The organism is Methylocystis rosea (assembly GCF_003855495.1).
Taxonomy (GTDB): domain Bacteria; phylum Pseudomonadota; class Alphaproteobacteria; order Rhizobiales; family Beijerinckiaceae; genus Methylocystis; species Methylocystis rosea_A.
In genome coordinates, this window is sequence record NZ_CP034087.1 from 23,198 (window position 1) to 48,522 (window position 25,325).

Consider the following 25,325-nt stretch of genomic DNA (forward strand, 5'->3'; position numbering starts at 1 on the left):
AATTTACATCATCAGATTGCTCGTCGGGGCGATCAGCAGACGGCGCCCATGCCTGGCGCGCATTGATCGGCGCGGCGATCCGCTCACCGCAAGACGCTCTGTCGCCATCAGGGTGTCGCGGCGTGTCGCCCCCTTGGTCACGAAAAGTGCAAACGCGCCGCTGACCGCCCATATACGTTCATCATCGGGCCTCTTCTTCGCCAGCTGCGCTTCTTTCCCATGCGGTTTGCGCGAAACGGACGAGATCCATTTCTCCTTGGCCATAAATTTGCGCGATTCCGCTTTCATCGCAGAGCAGCCCAACGTCGGCGGCCTCGACGCAACGCAATATTTCAGGGGCCAAGTCCTTTGGAAGAAAAAATGCAACGTAAGGATAGCGCACTGGGTGGCGTCCGCCAAAAGCGCCTGCGTTACAGCTGGACACAGGGATTGCGCCGTAGGCCGAAATCGCGATTGTCGCGGAGGCGACGCCGACATCCAGCCCCCAGAGTGCGGGTTCGTCGTCGAATGCGGTCGCGCGCTCTTCTTCGAAGGCCGACATTTCCGCGTCAACGTCATCCGCCATCTTTAGTCGCTCAATCAGTTTCGTCTCGATATCGAGCGCTGTGCGAACGACGCCCCAACCGCAGCCGCGCAGATCGCAATAGGCGCGATTGCCTGCAAGCGCGCCCTCCTCTTCCGCTTGTTCGAGTTCGTCGGGCGATATGTCGGCCAAGTCCGCGACATTCAGGTGGCGATGGATTTTTACGGGGAAGGAGCGCGGAGCCCAACGCATGGAGGTCACCCGGAAACGAGAAATTTTACAGTGCGAGGGCTCGATCGGCTCTCTCGTCGATTCTGATAATAGCGGGATCGCGGTTGGAACATATATAGAACATACTGGACATGGCGCCAAAAAGGCGCCAGCTTCGCTGCATGCTCGATTCTTCAAAAACTCAGGCGATTCGCCCGCTGGATCGCATCAATCTTCGGTTGTCGCCCGAGACCTTCGATGCCATCGATAAAGTGCGGAGCGCGCGTCCCGGCAATATCTCCAGGAACACCTGGATTGCCGAGGCCATCAAGGAAAAGCTTGAACGGGACGATGTTCTGGTCGACGACCAAGCCATTGAGCGGAAGCGTCATGCCTAATTTTTATGAGTTTTTTGCCGGTGGCGGGATGGCCCGGGCGGGGCTTGGGTCCGGTTGGACATGTCTGTTCGCGAATGATTTCGATCACAAAAAAGGTCTCGCCTATCAAGCCAACTGGGGTACGGGCGGAGAACTCAAGGTCGGCGATGTTCGCCAGGTCACCGTGGATGAGCTGTCAGGATACGCCGACCTGATTTGGGGGTCGTTTCCCTGCCAGGATTTATCTTTGGCCGGAGGCGGAGCCGGGTTGAAGGGAGAGCGCTCTGGAACCTTCTATCCGTTCTGGGATGTCATCACGGGGCTGATCGACGACAATCGCGCGCCGACGATTATCGCGATCGAGAATGTTTGCGGCACGCTGACCTCCCACGGCGGACGAGATTTCGAAGCGATCTGCAAGACCTTCGGCGAAGCCGGATATCGATACGGCGCCTTGATCATCAACGCCTCTTTGTTTGTGCCGCAGTCGCGGCCACGATTGTTTGTGATCGGCGTAAGAGACGATGTGACGATAGACCCGTCGCTCCTGTCGCCGGAGCCAATCGAGCCATTTCATACGCTGGGATTGCGCAGAGCCGTTGACGGCGTTTCCTCCCGCGCCCGGAAGAACATGCTGTGGTGGAATTTACCGACGCCGCCGCGTCGCAAGAATTCTTTCGCCGATATCATCGAAGAAAATCCTTCGAGCGTCGACTGGCATACTGCCGCAGAAACTAAGCAAATTTTGGCGATGATGTCGCCGGTCAACAAGGCGAAGGTTGAAGCCGCCAAGCGTTCAGGGCGTCGAATGGTGGGCGGGGTCTATAAGCGCACCCGTCTCGACGAAAATGGCGTCAAGGTCCAACGGGCGGAAATTCGGTTTGACGATGTCGCGGGATGTCTGCGGACGCCCGCAGGCGGTTCGAGCCGTCAGACGATCGTCGTCGTCGATGGCAACAAGATTCGCTCGCGCCTGATTTCGTCGCGGGAGACCGCCCGATTAATGGGACTTGATGACGCGTATAAGCTGCCAAAAAATTACAACGAGGCTTACCATTTGACGGGCGACGGCGTTGCTGTCGATGTCGTTCGGCATCTGGCGCGCTATCTGCTCGAACCGCTTCTCGACGTCTGCGCTGCGGCGGAGAAGGCCGCGTGAGCCTTATTCCTTGCGAGCAGGACCCAAGCGTGCGCCAGCAGATCGCAGAATTCACTGAAGTGCTCAAGACCCAAGCGCATAAGCTCGGCGACCACGGGCTTGCGGAGAAAGACTTCTACGCCTCGCCGATTTTCCGCGGCGCTATTCAACAGGTGCGTGGAGAGTTTGCCGCAGCGATGCGAGGCAAGCGGGAGTTCGTCCAGCATGTTCTCAATCACATGGAGGATCAAGGCTTCATCGCGGGCTGGGACCGCGCCAAGCGCGGCGTGTTGCATGACTACGTTGTGACGCTACCAAGCGGACGAACGGCGATCATCGATCTGAAAGGCTCTTTGGAAGGCGACAACTCGAAAATTTTCTCGCGGCCGGAAGGCGCAGATGAATTTGTCATTTGGAGCCTGTGCACCAATGTTGGCGCCGACCCACGGCGCAACGGCTGGTCTGGGGTTCATACGCGCATAAGCGCACAGATCATCGCGCGTAATCAGTGCGTCGATGGCCTCGTCATCTGGGATATGGTGTGTGGAACGATCGGACGCGCCTGTCCGAAGTTGTTGGATGAGAGCGATGCCAGAACGACCGTGATCGGTCCTTTCCGTGCGCCGCCGCCCTGCATCTATCTTTTCCCATCTTCCCTACCCTCTGCTGAGGCGCCGGAAGTCGGCGCGCAATCACTGATGAACGTCGAACTCCTCGCTGCATTCCATTCCTGCTTTGGAGGTCGCGATAACGCGATTAATCATGTCAGCTTCGAAATCGCCTCGCTCGGCGACGAGACGATGCGGCGCACGACAATCGTGCGCGGAGGAGTCGTGCAGCATTCCTCCGACATGACGGCAATCCGACATGCCTAGTCCGAACGAGCCCACTCCTCGTCGCGATCCCGATTTCATTAACTTTCCACCGTTCGAGACGGAGGATCTGCGAGCCAATCTGGAGAGGTTTCTGGATACATCGTTCGAAGAGGCCGTGGGGCAGACTCGCCGTGTCGGGAATTACAAATGGGGCGTTTACGCCTTCTTCGATTATGACGGCGAACCCATCTATGTCGGGCAGACGAACGAGATGCTGCGCACGCGCATTCGTCGTCACTTGACCAATCAGCGCACTGATGCTGTTGCCATGTCAGTGCTTGATCCGTTCGAAGTGCTCGAAATCGAGGTCTGGCCGCTGCCACAATATCAGGAGACAAGTGGCAAGGATGCCGACGCGCGCAAGCAACTGGATGCTTTGGAGCGATTGATCACGCAGCGCGCGGTTGATCGGTCAGAGTTCAAAGCGATCCTGAACGAGAAGGATCCACCGCCTGGGTCGCTCGTCGTCGAAGCGCCCCGATCCCTGCGCGCGAGAATTGTTTCCGACCGCGTCTATGAGCTCCGATCACATCCCGATTTTCGGATCGCTCGAAGAGCGCTCATTATTTCGCGGCTTGCGCAGGTGATCTCCGAGCGCAAGGTCCAGGGTGGATTACGACGCGTATTGCTGACACAGGCCTTGCGTCTTCAGTGGTTGGCGTCGCGTCGCTATGACGCGCTGGGTGGCGCTGCGTCGGTTGAGCAAGAAGGCGATGAAGATGGTTGACCGCGTGCAGCGAAAATATTTTGGATTTCGGTGACAAATTGGAGCCTTCGTCCCGACTTGCCGCTCCCTGAACACGCCTGCCATTGTGACTTCGTCGTGTGGAGGCGGGTCGGGATCTGCTCCTCAAAGGATACGTCAATGGGTTGGCGAGGACAACAAAACCGAGAAGACGACGAGGAAGCGCGCTGGCGGCAGCTTCCATTCCGCGAGCGCTATAACTGGCGGGTTGTATTCACATCGATCGGCTCGGCCATCGTCGTCCTCATTTTTATCATCTGGAGCCAGTGGCAGTGATCCACCGGCGCTGGTTTCGGATCGTTGTTGGCGCTTCCCTCCTCTGCGGCATCGGCTTCTTGCCCGTGCGCGCCGGCGATGTGGAAATCCACTACGCGCCTGATGAAAACCTTGAGCGCATCGACGTCGACCTGATCCGCTTGGCGCGCGCGAAGATCGACATGGCGGTCTACTCGCTCACGGACTGGGCCGTCGTCGACGCGTTGATCGAGGCGCGCCGGCGCGGGGTCGCCCTCCGCATCGTCCTAGACCCAGGCCAGCAGCACGCGCTCGACCGGCTTCGCCCCGTTGCCGACGATGTCCGGATGAAACCGGCGGGCGCATACATGCACCTGAAGTCCTATGCGGTCGATGGGCGCCTTCTTCGGTCGGGATCGGCCAACCTGTCGGCCTCCGGGCTCAAGCAGCAGGATAATGATCTCGTCGTTCTACACGACCCGTCTGCGGCGAAGTCCTTCGAGGCGCGCTTCCAGCAGCTATGGAATGTTTCCCGGCCGCTTCCCAACTCTGCCGCTTACGCCGAGCCGGCGTCCAAGGACGCGCGGACGCCCGCCAAGGATTGCGTCATCAAGGGCAACATCAATCGCAAGGGTGAGCGCATCTACCATTTGCCGGGAAGCCGCGACTACGCCCGGGTCACCATCACGGGCGCCGAAGAACGCATGTTCTGCTCCGAGGCGGAAGCGACGGCGGCAGGCTGGAGGCCGGCGGCGGAAAAATAGCGACGATGTACGGACTGGCCTCGGCCATCATCCCTGTCGAGTTTGCATCCCTGCAACCCGTTGTCGATGATAGCCGGGGTACCACTTACGGCGCCAGCGCACGCCCAATTGCGATTCCGGTGACGACGAGGGCCGCGCCGACCGTCATGCCATAGATGAGCCATTGCGTCGTCTGCCGTCGCGCAACGTCGCGCGCCACGTCTTGCGCCGCGAGCGCAACGGCGCGGGCGAGGTCCGCCTTGGCCTGTTCGACCCCGGCGCGCATTTGCGCGTCCGCCGTTTCGCGCGTGCGCGCCAATATGGCCGACGCCTCGGTCGCAATCGCCTTGGGAAACTGGCGATAGAGGCTGTCGTAATATTGAAGCGCGAAGATGACGAGCCACAGCGCGTCATTGTCGCGAAGCCCGAGAACCTCCTTCACACGTCGAAGCTGTCGGCGTTCTGTCTCCGTCGCCGTCCGGCCGATCAGCTTTTCAAAGCCGGTCGCTTCTTCGGCTTCCATGCCATCAGCCATTCGGCAGGACCGCCGAAAAGGCGCCATCGACCTGTCTGAGCCAACGTTTCAATTCGGCGCGATTGCCGATCGGCATATCGGCGAGCGCCTTTCGGATGCTGAGACGCTTGCTGTAAAGGTCGTCGCTCACGCGGTCCGCCATGTCGGGGAAGAGCAGGCTCTTCCCGCCCCGACCTTCGATCGACTTTCGAGTCTTCGAGCCGTTATAGAGTTCGAACTTCTCGTCCGCGCCGAAGTAGCCGTTCTTGACGACGTGAACGGTTGAATTCGGGATCGCTTCGAGAAAATCCTGCAACAGCTCCAACGAATCGCGCTGACGATTGACAACCCACAAGGTCACCAATCGCCGCTTCAGCTCGTCGAGCGTGCCGCTCAGCGTGACGCCATAGGCCCCTACTCCCTGATTGTTCCGCGCCGCCGTATTGACGATAACGGTCTTATCCGCGTTTTCGTCACAGAGATTGACGAGCCGAATCCAGCCGTCGGCATCGTCCAGATTGACTCCCTCGCACGGGATCTCTTTCTCATAGTTCTGCATGACGTCAGGATTTGACGTGTCGGCATCGACCACGACAACCGCCTCGCCGCGCGCCGTGAGAAAATGGATGAGCGCCATTGTCACCATGGACTTGCCGACGCCGCCCTTGCTGCCGCCGACCATGTAAATCGCCTTATCCATTCGCCGATCTCCTAGATTTCATCGCGGTCACGGCGCACGCGGAAGGATGACGCGCGCGGCACGGGTTCAGTCTCGGTGCTTCCGATGGGTATGGGCCTTGTTATTTCCTGGGAGCTCGGCGCGGGCCTTTTCCCATTCTCTCTGGAGGGATGGCTTCCCCGCTTCATCCCGCGCTGGGCTTTCTGTTCGGCAAGCTGTTTCAGCACCCGAAACAGCGACGGCGCCGAAATCACAATGCCTTGCTCTCTGAGGTAATCGAGCAGTTGGGCATTCGTCAGCCCCCGACCTTTCGCCTTCATCAAGGGCGCGTAGATCGCGCCAATTTGTTCGCGCAAGGTGAGCCGGCGGTTCGGCTTCAGCGCGTTGATCCCTACTTTCAGACGCTGCACGTCCTCTCCGGTCAGCTTCATGCGAGCCTCTAATAAAATGGCAATTATTTAGACCCACTCCCTTCCTTGTGCAAGACCTTTATGACAACGCTCCGAGAGCGCTTTGCAGATGGAGTCGATATGCGCGCAATGCAACGATGAGAGTTTTGTGAGCGTCGGCTGAATCGCTGTATGATACGGATTCCGGCTGATTGACTCGGCGGCGGGGATTCCCTTCGGGAATCGAAGCGGTTAGGCTGCGTCGTCATGAATCGCTGGAGGCGGGTCATGGCGATGATAGCTGCGCATTTGAGCGTCGATGCGTTGCGTGAGCGGTATGTTTCGAGTTCGAACGCGCGGGAGGCGCGGCATTTTCATGCGATCTGGCTTCTCGCCAAGGGCCACGCCATTGGCGAAGTGGCCGAGATGACGTCTTTTGGTCGGCGCTGGATTGAGCAGCTTGCGGCACGCTACAACGCCGAAGGCCCTGAGTCTCTGGGCGACCTGCACCGACGCAACGGCTCGTTGGCGAGCGTGTTGAAGCCCGAGTTGCTCGACAAGCTGCGTCTTCGGCTGAAGGAGCCGCCCGATGACGGCGGCTTGTGGACGAGCGCGAAAGTCGCGGCTTTTCTCGCGCGTGAATTAGGGTTGGAGAAGGTCGCGGTTCAACGCGGTTGGGAAGCGCTGAAAGCCTGCGGCATGTCGATCCAGGCTCCGCGCCCCAAAAATCCGAAGTCCGCTTCGCCCGAAGAGGCGGCAGCGTTCAAAAAAACCTCGAAGACGCCGTCGCCGAGGAAGCCGCGAAACATCCGGAGCGGCTGGTCGAAGTCTTCGCCAGCGACGAACACCGGCTTGGCCTGAAACCCGTCACCCGGCGCGTTTGGGCGCCCGTCGGCGAGCGGCCGACAGCGCATGGCCATCACCGCTTCGACTGGCTTTATGTCACCGCCTTTGTCTCGCCGGCGAGCGGCGAGACCTTCTGGTATGTGCACGACGGCGTCTCGAAACCGTTTTTTGCGGCGTTGCTCGCAACCTTCGCACGCGAAGCGAAGGCCGGCGTCGATCGCACGATCGTGCTCGTGCTCGACAACGCCGGCTGGCATGGCGAGGCGGGTCTGAGCGTGCCCAACGGCGTGCGGCTGGTCTTTCTGCCGCCCTACACGCCGGAGCTGCAACCGGCGGAAACGCTGTGGTCGCTCGTCGACGAGCCCATCGTCAACAAACACGTCGAAACGATCGAAGAACTGGACGCCATCATCGGCGATAGATGCGCCGCGCTCGCCACAGATTGCGACATCATCAAAAGCCGAGCCGGATTCCATTGGTGGCCAAAAATCGCCAAGCCGAAGTAATCAACCGGAAACCGTATGAGGCGCTTTCGATGTTGCTTAAGAGCACGGTGAGACTGCCGTGATAGTGCGCTGAGAGTGTTTCGAGACTGCTTTGAAATCCGCAAAATGCCTCGAAAAACGTTGAGAAAATGAGGGTTTTCCGCTATACAAAGTGAAGAGGTGGTGAATGGCAGGATAGGGATTTTGTGAAACAAAATCTTTATGTGCGCTCGCCGCGCCGGCCATGTTCGCGCTCGGCAGTTTGCGAAAAGCAAACCGGACGCTAAGGACGATCGACGAATGGCGGACAAGCGACATCACGATCGGCGTAAGACGCGATTCATCGGTTTCCGCGTCGATGAAACAGAGGCGGCTGCGTTTCTTTCCTTTTGCGAAGCAAAGAATCTGACGACCACAGAAGCGCTGCGTCGCATGGTGCGCGCAGCCAGTGATATGGGGCCGACGTTCGACGGCGAAGGGCGTGTCGAAGTCGTCGAATTGACGCGACAGCTGCGCGCGATCGGCGTTAATCTCAATCAAGCCGTTCATCATATGAATGCGGGCAACGCTTTCCCGGGAGAGAATGTTCGCGCGTGGCTTATCGAAGCGCATGGGATCATGTGGGCGCTCGACGCGCTTTATGCGTCATTGACGTTTCGGGCGCGAAGGCGAGCCGAGACGGCGATCGACAAGGACGGCGCGCAATGACGACGCTGGTGGCGCTTGATTTTTCGAATCTGACGGAAGGCTTGCGGCGTCGGCTGGCCACGAAGAATCGGGGGGCGCTGGACCGGCTTGCGGCCGCGATCCAGTCAGCTGAGCGTTACCGCGCGCAAGCAGCTGACAGCTCGCGCGCACCTCCCCGGCCCCGACGCGACGAGCGGCCGGACACAGGGCCGCGCGCGCCGCCGGGCGAGAAGCCCCACGTCGACGATGAATTGCGCGTGAAGCGCGCGGCGGCTGTAAAGGGTGGCCTTGCGCAGAACGGCGTTTCGGCGAATGCACTGGTCGCCAAGGCGCAAACAGCGCACCGCTCACCGCCAGCGAGGGGCGTCGGTGCGCCGAGCACAGCCTCGCGGTCGCCTTTGATGGCGAAAGCCAATCTTGCGGCCGGGTCGCAGGCGGCGGTCGTCAAAATCGCGAGTTTCGGTTCAGGCGCGGCTCGGGCGCAGTCACTGCTGAGCTATCAAAGCGACAAGGGTGAACTGACGCTGGAGCGCCATGACGGGTTGATGATCGCCGGACAGCGCTCCGTCGCCGACTTCGCCGCCACATGGCGCGCCGAAGATGGACGCGCGCCGTCCAACGACGTGCTGCAGTTCACAATGCAGTTCGACGGTGCGCTGGAGGCAAAGCAGGCGCAAGACGCGCTCGCGGAGGCCCTTCGCGGCCATCACTATGCCTGGTGTCTTTCGCAGCGTGACGCGCACAGCCGCGTCGACATCGTCATGACGGCCGCGAGTCGTGAGCGCACCGCGAGCGGCCGGCTGCACCGGATATACGATAATCAGCGGTCGATTGGGGGCTTACGCGATTACTTAGAGGGCACATTCGGCCGCGACGCCGAATTTACCGACCCGAAATGGGCGCATGGGTTGGAGGGCGCCACGTCGGCGCTCGCCCGACTTACCCGCGGCGGTGAGATCGAGGCCTTTGGGCCGGACGGCCGTGCGCTCAAGGACGTAGCTGAGCGCCTGGCGCGCGAGCGGCCGAACCGCCTGCCGCGCGCTGCGTCGCGTGAGGCCAATGTCAGCCTGGAAATCGCCAAATTCTGGCGGCCGCATATGCGATCGAGCGCGCCGCGCGACTTTGCGCATGTCATTTTGAGTGCGAAACCCGGCACGGACAAAGAGGCATTTATCGACGCTGCGCGGGCGACGCTGGCGCGCGAGTTTGCCGGACATGAATATGTTTTCGTCATGCATACGAACCGCGAGCATATTCATGTGCATGCGGCGGTTCGACTTGTCCGGGACGACGGCAAGCGACTGGACCCAAAAATTCAGGATTTTTCGCGATGGCGCGATACGCTCGCGGCCGAAGCCCGTGCCCGCGGGATCGCCATGGAGAATGTCCGGCGGTTCGATCAGGCGCACGCGCCGGCCTACAAGCTCAAAGATGTGAAAATGATGGAGCGCGGCATTGCGCCGCCGAGCGTTCGCCGGCGCATCGAGCGCGTGAAGAACCGGGAGATTCACAGACCGACGCGCGAGGAAGGCCGGCGGCGCGCGCAGGATGCCGCCCGCCAATGGCGGAACGTCGCCGCCCTGTCGCCGCGCCCCGCACCGCCACCAGCGCCCGGCTCCGTGCGGCTTTACCGTCTCGACAGCGGCGGCGATCGACGCGGCGCGCTGTTCGCCGCGGATATGGCGACGGCCGCAGCTTATGCGAAGCCCGATGTCGCGGCCCGCATGATTTACGTGGACCTTCCGGCGTCGCGCGTGGCCGAACTGAAGTCGTCGCACACCCAACCCGGCAAAGTTTTTGTCGTGCCGCGCGCCATCAGCGCTCAAAGCCGACCGTTCGACGGCGCGCCGAGCCCCGCCGTCGTGCATTTTCAGCAACGCGCCGAGAGCGCTCTAAAAGGTCGCGCTCCGTCGACCGACGCAGAGGAGACAGGACCCATGCGAACAGCTGAAACGATGATCGCCGCGCGCGACAGCATGGCCGATACGATTTCGAAAATCGGCAAGGCGCTTCCCGACGATGAGGCGCGTGCGCAATTCGCCGAGCAGTCGCGCCGGCTGCTCGACAAGGCAGACGAAGCCATCGCCGCGCAAACCAATCTCGAAAAGCAAAAGGCGGATGTGCAGGGCGACCGCTACGTGAAGCCGGAGCCCGCGCGCGACCTCGGCCCGCTTATCACGTTCGAGCGTAAGGGCGACGAGATCCATTACCACCGACACGACGCCACCGGCGCTCTGCAAACCCTCGCCTTTGTCGACAATGGGAAGCAGCTCGATATTCGCGACTGGAACAACGCGGATTCCGTCAACGCCGCGCTGAAAGTCGCATCCGGAAAATGGGAAACGCTCAATATCACCGGCAGCGACGCTTACAAGGATACGGTCGCGCGGCTCGCGGCCGAGCACGGCTATAAAATCGCAAATCCCGAGATACAGGATCGCATTCGCGAACTTCGCGCCGAGATCGAAATGAACCGCGCGCGGATTGCCGAAGGCTTGGCGCAGTCGGATGACAAGCAGGATGCCGCGCCCTTGGCGCCGCAAGACAAACGAGACCAACCTGCCCGCGCCGAAGGTCCGACCTCGACGGCGGCCGAGCGCGAAATCCGCCTTCAAGAAATACGGGGGCGTGTGGATCGCGAAGCGGCGCGCGAGACGCAACAGGCCGCCCGCACCGAAGGAGCGAACCAGACGAACACCGTGCAAACGAACGAGCAGACGCCCTATCGCTCGCAGGCCGAGGCCGCAAGCGCGCGCGAAGCCGATCGATCCATGGAAGACGACACGCGCCGCGAAATGCCCGGCGATCCCCGACAGAGCGAGCAGATGCAGAACCATCGCGAGCAGCAGTCGCGCGTGCTGAAACAGGAAGAAGAGCAGCGGCGCGTCGACCAGGAGAACGCGGCGCGCATCAATCGCGAGCTGGCGCAGCCTCGGCGGCCGGAAGGCGAAGGCGAAAGCCGCTAAGAAAGAAGGGTTCGGTTCTGGCGCCCGCGCGATTTGTGCGTTCGCGGCCGCTACCGTCTCCTCGTCGGCCATAGTCACGCGCCTTCGGCTTCGACGCCGTTCGTCCAGACTGGTTCATAAATATGGATTTTTGCGGATGGTATGATAAATTCATACCAGAATGTAAGGAGCGCATCCCATGTCCGCCACAGAAAAGCGTACATTTAGCTTGCCCACAGAGCAAGCCACCTTCATCGACCAGCTCGTCGCCTCGGGCTCTTACGCCTCAGGCAGTGAGGTGATCCGAGCTGGCCTTCGCGCCCTACAGGAGCGCGACGCCGCCGTGGAGCGCTGGCTGCGCGACGAAGTCGCCCCGGCCTATGACGAGATCAAAGCCTACCCGGATAGAACGCTGTCCAGCGAGAAGCTCTTCGATAATATCCGCAAGCGTCACGCGGCCCGGCTGAAGGGGGAGATGTGAAGCGGCGGGAAGTCGAATACGCTCTGCAAGCCGACGAAGATTTCGGATGGCTCTATGATCTGATAGCTGAAGTGAGCAGCGCAACGCGGGCGCTTGCCTATGTCGAAAGGTTGCGGGCGTTCTGCGACCGTCTTGATTACGCCTCTGAGCGCGGAATGCGTCGCGACGACATTCGGCCCGGGCTGCGCATCATCGGGTTCGAGCGCCGCGTCACGGTCGCCTTTACGGTTGAGGCCGAGCGCGTCGTTGTGCTGCGGTTGTTCTATGGTGGCGCCAATTGGGAAGACGCCCTTTGACGCAGCACTCCTATCTGCTTCACTAGATCCATCTCCGCGACATCGCGACCACCAGCAAAACTGAAATAGCGGCGGCATGGGCAGAATTTTGGCCGGCCGCACGCGCCCACAACGGGATCATCCGCATAGCGCTCGTCGACATCGTCGACATGCAGTAGTGAATGTCAGCCCATGGCTGCCTCAGTCGAAAGCGCCCGGATTGCCCGCCGCCGTTTCGCACACGGCGCCTGGGGCGCGCCAGTCCCGCCAAATCGCCGCGCGCGCCTCGTCCAAACCGAGCCTGCCATCGCAAACCGCAACGGCAAGGCAGCGTTCTATCGCGTCCTTTTCCAAGGCGAGCGCCACCGGCTGCAGCATAAGGTTCCGCCGATGGATCGTGGCGCCGCCGAGCGCCAGCGGTATCCTGTGATCGAGTTGATATTGGTTCCGGTGTTCGTGCGACTCACCGATCGCGGCGAGCATTTCGGCCTTTATGATCCGCATTTCCTGACATAGGGACGGATACTCTTGGTCCAGCCTGGAACGCAAACCGTGTCGGTGATCGTCGCTTGCGTCACGGCCGGGTTCAGGGGAAGCTCCGCCTCCTCTGCGCGGGCCGCGCCGTTCAATACGAGACTACAGATTATGAGCGTTGTGCCTGAAACTATGCGGTTCATTCGACTGCTTTCGATCGTCTCGGCGCTCATGACCTGTCCCGGCGACGCACTTGTCGCGCAAGAGGCGACAATCACAAAATTCGGCGCCTGGCAGATGCGATGTGCGCCTGCGAAACCTTCATGCACCCTGGCGCAAGCGGTTCGGTCTGATGATCAAGCAAATGTGCAAGTCATGGTCACCTTTGCCAAAATTCCGGCAAGCCCCAATGTTGTCATTCAAATCGTCGCGCCGCTGGACACGTTCCTGCTCGAAGGCGCAAGGATGAAAGTCGATCAGGACGAGATCGGCAAGCTTCCCTTCTTCAAGTGTGCGCCGATCGGCTGCGCCGCGGAAGGGGCGATCAGCGACGATGTGATCAGCAAGCTTCTGACCGGCAAGAATATCATCATCACGATCTACATTTGTCCTGGCGAAGGGCTTCGGCATGTTCTCTCACTCGACGGCTTCGCTGACGGATATAAAGCTTTGAAGTAAATTGCGAGCATCGTCATGTGCTGCCGTTTTACACAGCGCCTTTCATGGGAAGAGTTACACAGGCTTGCCGATCTGATCGGGCGGCCACGCAACCTCGCGCCGCGCTACAACATCGCGCCGACGAGCGCCCGTGCGGAGACAGTCGCCGAAAAGCCGATGTTCCGAACGGCATTCAAGACGCGACGTTGCATCATTCCCGCCTGGGGCTTTTACGAGTGGACGGGCAAAGTGGGGGCGAAGACACCGCACCATTTTTTGGCGCGGTCTGGTGAACCACTCGCCTTCGCCGCATCGTGGGAGCAAGCGAAGCATCCTGACACGGGCGAGCCTCTCACATCGGCAACAATTATTGTTGGCGCGGCGAACAACTGGATGAACCGTTTCCATGATCGCCAGCCCATCATCCTCGACTGGCGCGACGCCAACGCATGGATGCGCGGCGATGATCCGGGCGCGCTACTGCGTTCGCCCCCGGAAGATTCGTTACAGGAATGGATGGTATCCATCCACGTCAACAAGGCAGGCATTGGCGACTACGATGCATCGCTTGTCGACCCCATTGCGGCCGTAGTCCCGTGACGTGTGCAATTTCCGTAGCTCTTGCCCTTTTGTTCGGTGCGAGCTTTGCTCTCGCGAAGTCGCCTCTCAAACCCGAATTGGCGCGCGGGGATATCCTGGCCGCGCGCGCCGAGATCGAGGCGCTGCGGGAACGCCAGAATGCGCTCATTGCAGCGGACAAGCCTTTGTCCGAGTCCATGCGCCGACAACGCCGACACGACCGCCTCACCGCCTATATCGAGCAGCTGCGCGGCGCCGGCCGCGGCGTGCCGATCTGGACGACCGCCCACAATGGCGTCATCCGCAACGATCCAGTCACCGGCGCCGATACGCCGCCGATCAACGCGCACTTGATCCATATGCACATCGGCGTCGACGCACAGGCCGAGCCGGCCGAACACGTCTTGCTCCGCATGGCGACAAAAACCCTTGTGCTCGACGCAATCACGGAGGTTGGCGCCGAGACCGGCGGCATCGACACGGGCGTCTCAATAGACCCCGACACAGACAGACCATGGCGACCGCACTTCGACGCCAAGACGTTGCTCCTCGAAGAGCGCATGCTGCAATCAGCATGCTATATCCTCTACGCATATCTCACCGGCATGCGCGACTGCGAGGTTCAGGCCATGCGCGTCGGCTGTCTAAATGTCGGGCGCAGCGAGGACGCGCTCATCGAGCGCTACGCGATCAACAGCGTCGTCTATAAACGGCGCGATATCCGCGGTCAGCCCGAGAGCTGGATTACGATCGAGCCTGTGGCCAAGGCCATCGCTGTTCTGGAGTGCTTGACGCAACATATCCGGCGTCGCCAAGGCGGCGACACGCTTTGGCGCGTCCTCGACGACGGTCGGAGCCACAAGGCGCATATCTCCGCCGAGATTGTGCGACAGTTCAACGCCTTTCGCGATCACCTCAACGCGCAGTTCGCCACGCCGGAGGCGCCGATCGTGCCGCCTGGCCCCGACGGCGAGCCCTGGCGGATCACGACGCGGCAGTTCCGCCGCACGGTCGCCTGGCACATCGCCAACCGGCCGTTTGGAACCGTTGCGGGCATGATCCAATACAAGCACGCCGGCATCGCCGCCTACGAAGGCTACGCCGGCTCCAGCCGCTCCGGCTTCCGCAATGAAGTCGCTCGGGAGCGCGCCCTTGGCCAGCTCGACGACATTCTCGTATATTTCGAGCGGCGCCGCGCCGGCGAAGCGTTGACGGGCCCAGCCGCCGCGCGCGTCACCGGCGAGCTGCAACAGGCCATCGACAAGCTCAATCCGTTGCCCGGTCACATCGCCGATCCCGCTCGCGTCCGCGCTATGCTCGCTCACGTCGCCCGCACGCTCTACGTCGGCGGTTTGAATGATTGCTTCTTCGATTCGGCGACGGCGCTTTGCCTCAATGGCAAGACCGAACGCAGCGCGCCGGCCATCGCCCACTGCCGTCCCGATCGTTGCCCGAACTCCTGCATTGCCAGTCGTCATCGACCGGTCTGGGTGCAGGCTGTCGAAGACGCCAAAATGTTGCTGCGCGAGAAACGCCTGTCCGAATTGCAACGCGCCGCGCTCCGGCGCGACGTCGAACGCATCGACGCCGTTCTCGAGAGAACCGCGACGTCGTCGCTTGCTGCTCCGTCGTCGCGACCTTCTGCGATCTGAACAGAACTCCGCAAGACAAGGCCTGTCCCCGGCATGGCTCGGCGCAGGCGGTTGCGCCGCGCGCCGCCGCCCGCAACGGCTGACGCCATCCTCCACTGCGTTTCGGCCTTCGGTGCGGGCGCCGGCTCTTCACGGCGCTTGACCGCTCCGCCGCCGGGGACTGGCCCCGGTCAAACGGAGATCACATCATGTCCGCATCAGAGCGCAGCGACATTTACACTCGCATCACGGCCGACATCGTCGCGGCCATCGAGACCGACGCCGGCGAATGGCGCATGCCTTGGCATCACGACGGCGGCTCGGTCGCCCGTCCGCGCAATGTCGCTTGTGACAGGAGCTACCGCGGCGTCAACATCCTGGCGCTCTGGGCCGCAGCCCGTCGCGCCAGCTATACGAGCGGCGTCTGGGGCACTTATCAGCAATGGTCGCAGCTCCGCTGCCAGGTCCGCAAGGGAGAGAAAGCCACGACCGTCGTGTTCTGGAAAGAGATGCGCAAGGGTGATCACGCCAACGCGGAGTCGGACGGCGCCGAGCGATCTGATCACGGCGATCGCGAGGATCGCCCGCGATTCTTCGCTCGAGGCTATAGCGTCTTCAACGCAAGCCAAGTCGACAACTACATGCCGCCCGACTTGCCGCGCCTCTCCGAGTCAGAGCGTATTGCATGCGCCGACGCTTTCTTCGCAGCGCTGAACATTCCGATCATCATTGGCGCCGAAGCCTGCTATCGTCCCGACATCGATACGGTGTTCATGCCGCCATTCGAGCGCTTCATCGACGCCGCCTGCTATTACAGCTGTCTCGGTCATGAGACCGGACACGCGACCGGCGCAAAGCGTCGCCTCGATCGTGACCTCACCGGCCGTTTCGGTTCGGACAAATACGCCTTGGACGAGATCATCGTCGAACTGACGAGCAGTTTCATCATGGCCGACCTCGGGATCGCCCATACGCCGCGCGCCGAGCACGCGGCCTATATTGCTACGTGGCTCAAGGCGCTGAAGAACGATTCGCGCGCCATCTTCACCGCCGCCAGCAAGGCGCAGGCCGCCGCCGATTGGATGCACGCGCAGCAGTCTCACGCAAATGCGGCCCCGTCATGAGACGGGGATTCGCGTCATTTCAGATTGACTGTCAGGATAAGTAGCCGAACTTGGCGCCGCGTTCCTCTGCGCCGATCTGGGCGTTACGCCGGAGCTTCGTCCCGATCACGCAAGCTACATCGCCAACTGGCTGAGCGTCCTCAAGGCGGACAAGAAGGCAATCTTCACCGCCGCCTCCAAGGCGCAGCAGGCCGCGAATTATCTGACGACCCTCGCAGGCGAGCACCCGCAGGGCGCATCGCAATAATCGGCGGAATTTCAACGCAGCCCTCATGCAGGCGTAGAACGTCCATTCGATTATTGCTCTACGGTCTCTGTTTCCACAGCCGTGGTCAGCGCCGCCAGATCGTCGGGCATCGGCGTATCAATGAACAACTCGGCTTGAACACTCAGCGTGTCCACAAGCGCGCCGAGTTTCTCTGCGTCATCTTTCGCGGCGCGCGTCGCGGCCGACTTCACGACTTCAGCCGCGATGTCCGATTGTCTTTTTACGTCATTCAACCGGGCCAGCATGTCGTCGCCAATGCGCAACGCGGGAGTCTCAGGCAAGCCGCTGTCACTGGACGGCGCGCCATTTCCGATCACCGGTTCGAGTATCGGCCCGGAGCTGGCAATGGGCGCGGTGGCGACAGGAGATGGCGCCAGTTGCGTGGTCCCCGCGGACATTGCGGGTGGCGGCGCAAATTGAGCCCGTTCATCGTTCAACAACCGACGCGCCGAATAGACTTCCTGCCTTAGAGCGGCTGTCGCCGCATCGGATGAAGGGGCGTTTGCGAATATCCCCTTTCGCCTTGCGCGCAGCTCGCCAAATCGCGTCGGGTCAATCCGCAGCACATTCAGCAGGTCCGCTGTGGCGCCGTTCCCGGCTTCGGTCATCGCGTGCACAAACGCCGCCTCGAAGGCGGCAGCGTCGAGATAGAGCGCGCGCGCTTCTCGCATGACACGATCTTTCGCCACAAGATGCTTGACGCCGCCCGGCGCGCCAGCGTCGACGTCCTCGACCGCGCCGCCGCCGGCGTTATTCACGTCAGGAATGGCGATCCGATACGCGAACCCGCGGGCGGCCTCGAGCAGTCGTCTGAACCTGGTTTCCTTGAAGAAATGCGCCTTGTCGATGACGGCGCCATATTCCCCGCGCACCAGCAGCACCGCCTTGGTCGCATCGAGGCGGCGCATCGCCTCGCTTGTCATCAGCGGCTCCAGCTCCCACCTTCCTTGCGTCGTGCGCGTCGCCCTGCCCTGCGATCCGCCGAAACCGGCCCCGACCGACGTGCCCCATCCTTCGCGGCGGACGTAGTGCTTTCCCAATTCGTCGGCGCAATAGCGCGCCGTCGTCTCATCGCCGACGCCGATGAGCAGTTTCACGTCCATATTGCCGATGAGCATGTCGCGCGTTGGCTTGCCATAGCGCACGTCGAGCTGCGTCAAGCCTTGGGCGATCACCGCGATTTGAAAGCCGTAACCGGCGACCAGCGGCGCGCGGTCGACAATTTCGGGCATGCGTCCGAACTGGAAAAATTCATCGAGCATCAGCAGCAGCTTATGCGGCTCATCGAGACCGGGCAGATTGCGCAGCAGAACGTCGTGAACCTGTTGGACCAGCAGCCGCACGACGGCTTCGACGGCCGCGAAGTTTCCGACGGGCGTTCCGATCAGGATCGTGAACGGCCGGCGGCGCAGCTCCGCAATGTTGAAGTCCGACCGGCTTGTTGCCGCATCCACCAGGCTGTTGTTCCACGGCTCAAGCGCCGTGACGATGTGCGACTCGAACGACTGGCGCTGCTTTTCTTCGCGGCTGATATGCTGGCGGAACTTGTCCTGAACGAACGTGTTGAGCCCGGGCTCATTCGCCAAAATATTCGCCATTTCCGCGACAAGCGGTCGGCCCCGGCTGAACATTCTCAGCGCCGCCTTGATCGTGCGCCCTTCGATCGGGGGCTCGTGCGCGTCGAGGACATAGGCCAGGAGACCGGCGAACAGCCCGCGCGCGGTTTCCGCCCAATAGGGATCGCCTGATTGCGGTAGCGGAATCAGGCTATGCGCGATATTGGCGACATCGGTCGCGCGCTCCGGCCATGGCGACACGAGATCGAGCGGATTCCAGCAATGGGACCGCGCAGAGCCCGGCGAGAACATGAAGACGTCCTGCCCCAGCGCGGCGCGCGCCGCGCCGATCTGATCCCACATTTCGCGTTTGATATCGAGCCCGATCAGCGCGCCGCGCCACTCGATCGCATTCGGCAGGACAAAGCCGACGCCCTTTCCCGAGCGCGTGGGGCCGTTGACGTAAATGTGACTGGCGCCGCTATAGCGCACGTCCCTGCCATTGAAGCGGCCGAGGAAGACCGAATAGCCGGGCCGGCCGTTCAGCAGTCCCGCCTTGCGCAAATCGCGTTCTGTCGCCAGCCGTGCGCCGCCGGAAGGCTGGCGCGCCCCGCCGAGCGACTCCAGGACTTGCGCCAATCCGAGCGTCACGAGGGCCAGCGCGATCAGCCCGCCCAGAATGGCTTTGGTCGTGAGCTGCTGAACCACGGGAGAAGCCCATTGCTGATAGACGACCTCCGCCGGCAAGACGATCTCAAGGCCGTGGAAAACGCGTCGCCACAACTCCCAGGACTTGGTTTGCAGGCCGACAAGCGCCGCGAAGGACGCCTCCCACGCGAAGAAGGCGCAGGCAAGGGCGATCAGCCCGATGATCCCATAGGCGAGAGCCCGCATGACTCGCCCTTTCCGTTACTCGCCGCCATAGCCGCGAAAATAAATTTCCGCGACGCCGCGCGTCGGGCGCCGGCGGAGCTGAATCACCATCGGCACCACCGAACGCACATACTCGATGATTTCGGCCTTGGTCAGTTTCAGATTGGATTGCAGCGTCATCAGCGCCAGCCGCTGAAACGCGCCATAGGCGCTGTCGGCGTGTAGCGTCGTCAGCGAGCCGGGATGCCCGGTATTCACGGCCTGCAAAAAGGTCGCGGCTTCCGCGCCGCGAATCTCGCCGAGAAACAGCCGATCGGGCCGAAGACGAAGGCTCGCTTCGAGCAGCTCCTGCACCGTCACATCGGCGAGTCCCTGCCCGCCTTTCGAGGCGACGAGCGGCAGCCAATTCGGCTGGGGCGGTTTCAGTTCGCGCGTGTCTTCGATCGACACGACGCGCTCCGTCTCCGGCACATGTTTGAGCAGCGCGTTCAGAAACGTCGTCTTCCCCGACGACGTTCCGCCCGAAATAATCATCGTCACATGGTTGACGACCGCAAATTCGATCGCGCGTCGAATACCGTCCGGCGAATGATCCTTGAAGAGAGTTGCAAGCTCCCGTTCGATTTCCGGGTATTCGTCGGCCTCAAACGTCCTGGGACCACGGACTTTGACGCCGTCGAACGCGCCGCGCGCCTGATAATCGCCAAGTGTTAGATTGGCGATGACCTGTTTGCGGATTGAGAAGGAGCCGCCATGGGGCGTCGCCGGCGCCAGCACCCCCTGAAAGCGCTCGCCATGCGGCATCGCCGCCGAGAGCAGCGGCGTTGAGGAATTGACCGATTGTTGCGTCGAGGCCGCGACATGCGTTGCAAGCCGCGTGATCGCCTCCTCGGTCAGTTCAGGAACGTCGAAACGCTCCATATGCGGCTTGCCGAGCGCTTCCACCCAGACTTCGCCCGGCTTGTTGGCGCAGATTTCGATGACGTCAATATCTTCTAACCAGCGCTGAATCGGACGCGCAGCCTCGCGGAAGTAGACCGGCAGCGTCTCCCAGAGCGGGCGCGTCGCATCCTCTGCCGCCTGCGGCTTTCTTGGGGTGACGAAGTTCATACAACGCCTCTTTCACAGGATCGGGGTAGAGATCGGAGAAATCGAGATCGCGTTTTACAAACACGATCACGGGCGTTCCCTGGTCGATATGGATTGTCGGCGGAACCTTGATGTCGTTGCGCAAGGCTTCCTGCGCCATGCGCGTGACGCTCTGCGCGACCGTTTGCGCGCCGATCTGGCGCGCGTTCAGCAGGATTTGCCCCTGCGACACCGCATTGAGCGGGATCAGCGTTCCCGATGCCGGATCGAGAACGAATTGCTGGCCCTGATACTGATTGTAGTTTTGGCCGAGCGCTGACGCGAATTGCGCCGCCCCGCCGGCCAGCGTCAGCAGGGTCGCGCTGCCGAAGCGTTGCAGGAAATGCGTGTCGACCTCGCCCGTCAGTCCCGAACGCCCAAGCGCATCCGTTCCCGGCGATTGCAGCATCAGCGACACGCCATCCGCGCGAAGCATGCGCGTCCACACGACGAAAACCCGCGTCTGCCCATAGGCGAGACCCGATTTATATTCGCCGGTGAGCATCGTTCCTTTCGGGATCAGAACGCGGCGGCCATCAAAGGAATAGACATCTTCCGTTGTAATTGCCCGCACCATGCCCGCGAGATCAGACTGGATCGCGGTCTCCAGCGTCGCCCGGATCATGTAGCCTTGCGGGACAAGGGCATCAGGCCGCCTGACCTCTTCCGCGTAAGCCTTCGTCACCTGATGCTCGGAATTCGCGAGAAATCGCCGATGCGGATCTTCCTCCTTGTCTTCGGCCGTCACTTTTGACGGATCGCCATTCGTGAGGCCTTCCTTGTCGCTGACGATCAGCATCGGCGAGCGCAGACGCGCCTGTATTTTCGCCTCCGCCTCCTTACGCAGTCGTTCCAGTTCGGCGAGGCGCTTCGCTTCGCTATCGTCGAAAGGTTCCGCCTTCGGCGCGGGCGGTGGATCATTCACAACGACCGGCGGCGGGATCACGAATTTGTTTTGAGGCGGCGCGGGCGCCGGCGTCGCGTTGAAGCCGAGCCCCGGCTGCAACCTCGCCGTCGCGAATGCTTCTTCGGCTACATTTTGCGGCCGGTTCTGCTTGCGCGCGGACGCATACCAGAACAGGCCGAGGACAAGCACGGCGAGGGCGAAGAAAAGCGCGCCCAGCGCCATCCCCGGATTGGACGACCGGCGCGTGATGGTTTCGCCTGCGAGGCGTCCCTCCTCATCGAAATCCGCAGCCATGTCGGTTTCGCTCCGTCTATTGCGCCGATGACGCGGCCTGCGCCGGCGCCAAAATCTGCGTCCAGAACGGTTGCGGCGCGTGTTCGGATTGATATTGCGGCTGCACGTCGGCTTCCTGCGTGGCCGGCTCCGGCATGGACTCGGCGCGCAGATTGAACACGCAGGCCGTCTCGTCGCCCTTACGCATGGTGAATTGCCCGGCGACCTTATCGACCACGATAATCTCGCCTTCGCGGAGGTAATTGACGAGCGTTTCGCTGCGATCGGGTTTCACGAGAAAGATCGCCGGGACCTCACCGCCGAACCGGAAATAGGTCTTGATCCCGTCGTCAAAGACAAAATCGGGCTTTGCCGTCACCTGGCCTTTGTAACTGTAATCGAAGTTCGTGCCAGGCCGCGACATGAGCGCGCGATAATTGGGCATCGCGGCTTTTGCCTTCGCTAGCGCCAAGAGACGCTGATCCTCTTCGACATCGGGATAGGTAAAGCGGACCTTGAACACCACCGACGCCCGATTATCGACGGCGCGCAGGAGAAAATTGTAAATGCGCTTGCGCGTCACGACGTTCATATTGGTGACGGCGTGGGGCTCGAGCGGCTTGATGAAGAGAAACCGCTTCGATTGGTCAGGCACAGCCTGCCATCCGACGGAATCGCCAATCGCGACGGTTTCGATCCGCTCATCGTCGCCAAACGCGACCATCGTCGAGACGCCGAGCGCGCCATGGACCACGACGACATTGTCGCGTTGAAACGGCACCGTTCGAATGCGCGAGTCCTGAATGACCGCGCGCGGCGCTTGTTCGGCGAAAGCTGGCGCGGCGCTAGCCGCAGCTATAGCGACGAGGATAGAAATCTTTCTCATTGCGATGGCGCCCCCGTCACCGGCGCGACCTGAGGCGGTTCCGTAGCAACCGGGGCCGCGCCGATAATTGGCGCGACCGTCTCCTGGTCCTTCCGATATTCGATCACCTGAAAGCCCAGCGGATTGTCCCAACGCCATTCATTCTTAATTGGCTCCGCCGTGTAGCGAAAGCGCACATTCGCGGCCCAGTGCTCTTCGATCCTCTCGCGGTCGCTTGTGCGAACGGTGGTAAAGCGCACCGCCGCCGTCGCTGGCGATTTGGGGTTTTCCATCCATCCTTGCGACAGGAAATTCACGCTATGGATGATGACGCGGATGCGGCCGCCGATCCCATAGAGCTTGACCGGGTTATGGAGATTGTTCGGCGAAAAGGCTTCCTGCAGATGCTTGCTGGCTTGTCCGGCTGAGAGCAGCGACGCCAGCTCGAAATTGTCCCGTAGCGCGGGGGGATCATAGGTTTCGCGGGCGCGGATGTAGCGAACGATATTCGCTTGCGTGACCGCTTCGCGCTGCGAGATCGGGCCGCCCTCCTCAAGCGGTTTGGCGACCTCGACAAAACCCGTCGCCTTGTCGACGAGCAACGTCACGACTTCGGTTGATTTGAGCGGAACCAGCGACAGCAGGGTCAGCAGCCCGATCGCAAGACAGACGAGCGCCGCGACCGCGACGACGCGCCAGACATTTCTTGAAATCTCGAGACGCCGGTAAATATCCCGCTCCCAGCGCGCGCCGTCGTGAAAGTAGGACTCGTTCACGAGGGGCTGGTCGACCCCCTTTCCCGCCTCGATTTGCATCTGCCTCAGCCTTCACGATTTCGGGCGCGCGCTTGCGCGACGCGGGCTTCGATCAGCGCGCCCGCCACTTGCTCGGCGCGTGGATCGGCGGAAAAGTCGCGACTGCCCGCCCCGGGCGAAATCGTCGCCGCCCCTTGGGTTATGGTTGCATGTGGGGGCGGGAGCGCGGGCGGCTCCGACCGCGCGCCGCCGCCGTTTCGCCAGCCGCGCGCGATACGCCAATAGGCATAATCTCTCACGCCGCGCATTGCGGTCCCTGGCAAGGCGTTGTGCAGCGCGTGACCGCCGGCGATCGATGCGGCGATCGACAGGGACAGCGGCAAGATGAACGATCCGACGAGGCATAAAATCAGAAATGGCGCGATCACCGTCAGACCCGAACTCACATCTGTGATCCCGCCGAGATTGTTGACTGTCGCGGTCATCAGGGCGAGCAGGAAGCCCAGGACGCCGTAGACGATCGCGGGAACGATTGCGTATTGGGCGCAGGTCCGCAGCCAGCCGGAAAAGAGCGCCGACGAGAACTCGAATAGCGCCATTGCGATAAAGAGCGGCGCGAGCCCGAGCAGAATGAAGAGCGCAATCTTGCCGACCAAAACGTAGGTGATCGCGAGCGCCACGAAAATCACTGTGAGCAGAACCAGGACAATCGCCATTAGCGAAAGTCCGATTGCGGCTCCCCATCCGCCGGAAGCGGCGATCACCTTTGCCGCTTGCATCGCGGTTGAAAACAAATTCGAGAGCTGCGCCGCGACGGTCGTTTCCGGCGCGCCACACGACGTTCCTCCCGTTCCCGTGCAAATGGCCGTCGCGATTCCGTTCGCCGTCTTCGTAAACACCTCGACGACGAGCGTCGAAAAGTCGCTCCAGTAGAAGCCAACGGCGTAAATCAGGCCGATCCGAAAAATTCGCCACAGAAACGCGCCCGCTGTCAGCGGCGCGCGGCCGTAGACCATTTCATAGCCCCACCAGGCGATGTAAGCCGTCAAAGCGACGGTGAAGACCGGAAGCAGCTCGGTTGCGATCGAATCGTAGATCACTTCAATGGCGCTGACCGCGATCGTGTCGACCCTTTGGAAGAGCTGCGTCACCATATCCATTGTGGCGCGGCCTCAGCGATTGACCGGGCGCATCGGCCCGCAGTCATCGGCATAGGCGGCCCCGAACGTCATCCAGCTGTCGCGTGTGCAGGGCGCAATCAAATCCCTGTGCGCGCAGGACGAAAGCGCAACCGTCCCGACCGCCAGGGCGGCGACAAGCGCCGATCTTATCCACCATCGCCGCATTCGCCCGCCCTTTCTCACTGCCCGACCAGCGTCGCCTTTGACGCATCGAACGACATCATGTTCGAGAGTTTCGACTGCGCCGCCAGATCCTGCTGTTGCTGCGCATTGAGCGACGCGTTGGTGAGATTCACGGAGCCGATCAGCTCATTGATCGTCAGCCCCGTCTGCGTCTGTATCTGCGAGTTTTGATCGACCGAGGCCTTGATGTCGGCGGAGGAGCCGATCTGGCCTTGCGCGCCCTGGAAGGCGGAGGAGCGTGCGGTCGAAGCCGCCTGTCCGCCCGCGACCGCCGCTGTGACCGCCGCGGAGGTGTTGACCGCGCCCGAATAGGCTTGATCGGTCGGCGCCCCGGCGGACGATCCGCCGGTGAGCGTTTTGACAAGATTGAGCCCGTTGATGATATCCGACGCCAGCGCGCCATAGGAGCCGAGGCCGTTCATCGACAGGCCGCCGCCGCCAAGAAGCGAACCCAGTTCCGGCACGCTCGACATTTGAAAGCCGCCGCCAAGGCCCATCGAGGACAGCGAGCCGGTTGAGCGGTTTCCGGTGACGGCGGCAAGTGTCTGGTTCACCGTGTTCAATATTTTCTCATTCGAGTTCATGATCTGCGCCGTATGCGACGCTGTTTGCTGCGCTTGCATAAATGTTGGATTGTCATGCACCGCCATTTGCGCATGGGCGGCGCCGGCGCCGGCGAGTAATGCGAGGCAAATGAAAAGCAGAGTCTTCATAATCGCGCTCCC

At 61.7% G+C, this 25,325-nt stretch carries 28 protein-coding genes and 1 pseudogene; 17 read left to right on the forward strand and 12 right to left on the reverse strand.

Annotated features, from left to right (window positions below; translation table 11 throughout):
* Window positions 1-181: 181 nt before the first annotated feature.
* Window positions 182-775: a hypothetical protein gene (locus tag EHO51_RS17935; RefSeq protein ID WP_124740238.1), complete on the reverse strand. Its 594-nt coding sequence runs from the start codon at window positions 773-775 to the stop codon at window positions 182-184.
* A 140-nt stretch (window positions 776-915) separates the two neighbouring features.
* Here EHO51_RS17935 and EHO51_RS17940 point away from each other — a divergent pair, with 140 nt between their 5' ends.
* The 6 genes from EHO51_RS17940 (at window position 916) to EHO51_RS17960 (ending at window position 4,866) form a co-directional block, all read left to right on the forward strand.
* Window positions 916-1,131 (forward strand): hypothetical protein, encoded by a 216-nt coding sequence (locus tag EHO51_RS17940; protein WP_124740239.1) that lies wholly within the window; start codon window positions 916-918, stop codon window positions 1,129-1,131.
* Complete coding sequence (locus EHO51_RS17945; protein ID WP_124740240.1) at window positions 1,124-2,269, forward strand: DNA cytosine methyltransferase; 1,146 nt, start codon at window positions 1,124-1,126, stop codon at window positions 2,267-2,269. The genes EHO51_RS17940 and EHO51_RS17945 overlap by 8 nt, the downstream gene beginning before the upstream one ends.
* Window positions 2,266-3,123 (forward strand): hypothetical protein, encoded by an 858-nt coding sequence (locus EHO51_RS17950; protein WP_124740241.1) that lies wholly within the window; start codon window positions 2,266-2,268, stop codon window positions 3,121-3,123. Before EHO51_RS17945 ends, EHO51_RS17950 begins: the two co-directional genes overlap by 4 nt.
* Complete coding sequence (locus tag EHO51_RS17955; protein ID WP_124740242.1) at window positions 3,116-3,850, forward strand: GIY-YIG nuclease family protein; 735 nt, start codon at window positions 3,116-3,118, stop codon at window positions 3,848-3,850. Before EHO51_RS17950 ends, EHO51_RS17955 begins: the two co-directional genes overlap by 8 nt.
* Before the next feature lie 138 nt (window positions 3,851-3,988).
* A complete protein-coding gene (locus tag EHO51_RS20600; protein ID WP_164479465.1) occupies window positions 3,989-4,144 on the forward strand; it encodes a hypothetical protein in 156 nt (51 codons plus the stop codon).
* The gene (locus EHO51_RS17960) at window positions 4,135-4,866 is read left to right on the forward strand and encodes a phospholipase D-like domain-containing protein (RefSeq protein ID WP_245435014.1); all 732 of its coding nucleotides are present in this window, start codon (window positions 4,135-4,137) and stop codon (window positions 4,864-4,866) included. The genes EHO51_RS20600 and EHO51_RS17960 overlap by 10 nt, the downstream gene beginning before the upstream one ends.
* Window positions 4,867-4,951: 85 nt before the next feature.
* Here the strand turns inward: EHO51_RS17960 and EHO51_RS17965 are convergent, their stop codons facing one another.
* The 3 genes from EHO51_RS17965 to EHO51_RS17975 are packed head-to-tail and all read right to left on the reverse strand — an operon-like array spanning window position 4,952 to window position 6,469.
* Window positions 4,952-5,380 carry a hypothetical protein gene (locus EHO51_RS17965; protein WP_124740243.1) on the reverse strand — a complete coding sequence of 143 codons (429 nt, stop codon included), beginning with the start codon at window positions 5,378-5,380 and terminating at the stop codon, window positions 4,952-4,954.
* Window positions 5,373-6,059 carry a P-loop NTPase gene (locus tag EHO51_RS17970; protein ID WP_124740244.1) on the reverse strand — a complete coding sequence of 229 codons (687 nt, stop codon included), beginning with the start codon at window positions 6,057-6,059 and terminating at the stop codon, window positions 5,373-5,375. Before EHO51_RS17970 ends, EHO51_RS17965 begins: the two co-directional genes overlap by 8 nt.
* An 11-nt stretch (window positions 6,060-6,070) precedes the next feature.
* On the reverse strand, window positions 6,071-6,469 hold the full coding sequence (locus EHO51_RS17975; protein WP_124740245.1) for a hypothetical protein: 399 nt from the start codon (window positions 6,467-6,469) through the stop codon (window positions 6,071-6,073).
* A gap of 246 nt (window positions 6,470-6,715) precedes the next feature.
* Between EHO51_RS17975 and EHO51_RS20990 the strand changes: the two genes are divergently transcribed.
* The 6 genes from EHO51_RS20990 (at window position 6,716) to EHO51_RS18005 (ending at window position 12,167) form a co-directional block, all read left to right on the forward strand.
* Window positions 6,716-7,288, forward strand: coding sequence for a winged helix-turn-helix domain-containing protein (locus EHO51_RS20990; protein WP_164479466.1), 573 nt, complete (start codon window positions 6,716-6,718; stop codon window positions 7,286-7,288).
* Window positions 7,246-7,779 carry an IS630 family transposase gene (locus EHO51_RS17985; RefSeq protein WP_245435038.1) on the forward strand — a complete coding sequence of 178 codons (534 nt, stop codon included), beginning with the start codon at window positions 7,246-7,248 and terminating at the stop codon, window positions 7,777-7,779. Before EHO51_RS20990 ends, EHO51_RS17985 begins: the two co-directional genes overlap by 43 nt.
* A 432-nt stretch (window positions 7,780-8,211) precedes the next feature.
* Complete coding sequence (gene mobC / locus EHO51_RS21455) at window positions 8,212-8,466, forward strand: plasmid mobilization relaxosome protein MobC (RefSeq protein WP_432431937.1); 255 nt, start codon at window positions 8,212-8,214, stop codon at window positions 8,464-8,466.
* Window positions 8,463-11,411 (forward strand): LPD7 domain-containing protein, encoded by a 2,949-nt coding sequence (locus tag EHO51_RS17995; RefSeq protein ID WP_124740249.1) that lies wholly within the window; start codon window positions 8,463-8,465, stop codon window positions 11,409-11,411. Before mobC ends, EHO51_RS17995 begins: the two co-directional genes overlap by 4 nt.
* 178 nt (window positions 11,412-11,589) lie before the next feature.
* Window positions 11,590-11,871, forward strand: a complete 282-nt coding sequence (locus EHO51_RS18000) for a type II toxin-antitoxin system ParD family antitoxin (RefSeq protein ID WP_124740250.1) — start codon at window positions 11,590-11,592, stop codon at window positions 11,869-11,871.
* Complete coding sequence (locus tag EHO51_RS18005; protein WP_124740251.1) at window positions 11,868-12,167, forward strand: type II toxin-antitoxin system RelE/ParE family toxin; 300 nt, start codon at window positions 11,868-11,870, stop codon at window positions 12,165-12,167. The genes EHO51_RS18000 and EHO51_RS18005 overlap by 4 nt, the downstream gene beginning before the upstream one ends.
* Window positions 12,168-12,347: 180 nt before the next feature.
* Here the strand turns inward: EHO51_RS18005 and EHO51_RS18010 are convergent, their stop codons facing one another.
* Complete coding sequence (locus tag EHO51_RS18010) at window positions 12,348-12,650, reverse strand: hypothetical protein (protein WP_124740252.1); 303 nt, start codon at window positions 12,648-12,650, stop codon at window positions 12,348-12,350.
* Between the two features lie 141 nt (window positions 12,651-12,791).
* Here EHO51_RS18010 and EHO51_RS18015 point away from each other — a divergent pair, with 141 nt between their 5' ends.
* From EHO51_RS18015 to EHO51_RS18035, 5 genes and pseudogenes are all read left to right on the forward strand, one after another.
* Window positions 12,792-13,298, forward strand: coding sequence for an invasion associated locus B family protein (locus EHO51_RS18015; RefSeq protein WP_124740253.1), 507 nt, complete (start codon window positions 12,792-12,794; stop codon window positions 13,296-13,298).
* Between the two features lie 15 nt (window positions 13,299-13,313).
* Window positions 13,314-13,877 (forward strand): SOS response-associated peptidase, encoded by a 564-nt coding sequence (locus tag EHO51_RS18020; RefSeq protein WP_124740254.1) that lies wholly within the window; start codon window positions 13,314-13,316, stop codon window positions 13,875-13,877.
* 77 nt (window positions 13,878-13,954) lie between these two features.
* Window positions 13,955-15,508, forward strand: a complete 1,554-nt coding sequence (locus EHO51_RS18025; RefSeq protein WP_205789028.1) for a hypothetical protein — start codon at window positions 13,955-13,957, stop codon at window positions 15,506-15,508.
* Between the two features lie 188 nt (window positions 15,509-15,696).
* The gene (locus EHO51_RS18030) at window positions 15,697-16,611 is read left to right on the forward strand and encodes an ArdC family protein (protein ID WP_124740255.1); all 915 of its coding nucleotides are present in this window, start codon (window positions 15,697-15,699) and stop codon (window positions 16,609-16,611) included.
* Window positions 16,612-16,651: 40 nt separating this feature from the next.
* A pseudogene (locus tag EHO51_RS18035) lies at window positions 16,652-16,858 on the forward strand (zincin-like metallopeptidase domain-containing protein); the annotation flags it as partial.
* Window positions 16,859-16,908: 50 nt separating this feature from the next.
* Here EHO51_RS18035 and EHO51_RS18040 read toward each other — a convergent pair.
* From EHO51_RS18040 to EHO51_RS18070, 7 genes are all read right to left on the reverse strand, one after another.
* A complete protein-coding gene (locus EHO51_RS18040) occupies window positions 16,909-19,329 on the reverse strand; it encodes a type IV secretory system conjugative DNA transfer family protein (protein WP_124740256.1) in 2,421 nt (806 codons plus the stop codon).
* A 15-nt stretch (window positions 19,330-19,344) separates the two neighbouring features.
* Window positions 19,345-20,253 carry a P-type DNA transfer ATPase VirB11 gene (virB11, locus tag EHO51_RS18045; RefSeq protein ID WP_245435041.1) on the reverse strand — a complete coding sequence of 303 codons (909 nt, stop codon included), beginning with the start codon at window positions 20,251-20,253 and terminating at the stop codon, window positions 19,345-19,347.
* Between the two features lie 40 nt (window positions 20,254-20,293).
* A complete protein-coding gene (virB10, locus tag EHO51_RS18050; RefSeq protein ID WP_245435020.1) occupies window positions 20,294-21,637 on the reverse strand; it encodes a type IV secretion system protein VirB10 in 1,344 nt (447 codons plus the stop codon).
* A gap of 16 nt (window positions 21,638-21,653) precedes the next feature.
* The gene (virB9, locus tag EHO51_RS18055) at window positions 21,654-22,502 is read right to left on the reverse strand and encodes a P-type conjugative transfer protein VirB9 (protein ID WP_124740258.1); all 849 of its coding nucleotides are present in this window, start codon (window positions 22,500-22,502) and stop codon (window positions 21,654-21,656) included.
* Window positions 22,499-23,296: a virB8 family protein gene (locus EHO51_RS18060; RefSeq protein WP_124740259.1), complete on the reverse strand. Its 798-nt coding sequence runs from the start codon at window positions 23,294-23,296 to the stop codon at window positions 22,499-22,501. Before EHO51_RS18060 ends, virB9 begins: the two co-directional genes overlap by 4 nt.
* A 5-nt stretch (window positions 23,297-23,301) precedes the next feature.
* Window positions 23,302-24,396, reverse strand: a complete 1,095-nt coding sequence (locus tag EHO51_RS18065; RefSeq protein WP_124740260.1) for a type IV secretion system protein — start codon at window positions 24,394-24,396, stop codon at window positions 23,302-23,304.
* Window positions 24,397-24,596: 200 nt separating this feature from the next.
* Window positions 24,597-25,313: a type VI secretion protein gene (locus EHO51_RS18070; protein ID WP_124740261.1), complete on the reverse strand. Its 717-nt coding sequence runs from the start codon at window positions 25,311-25,313 to the stop codon at window positions 24,597-24,599.
* Window positions 25,314-25,325: the final 12 nt, after the last annotated feature.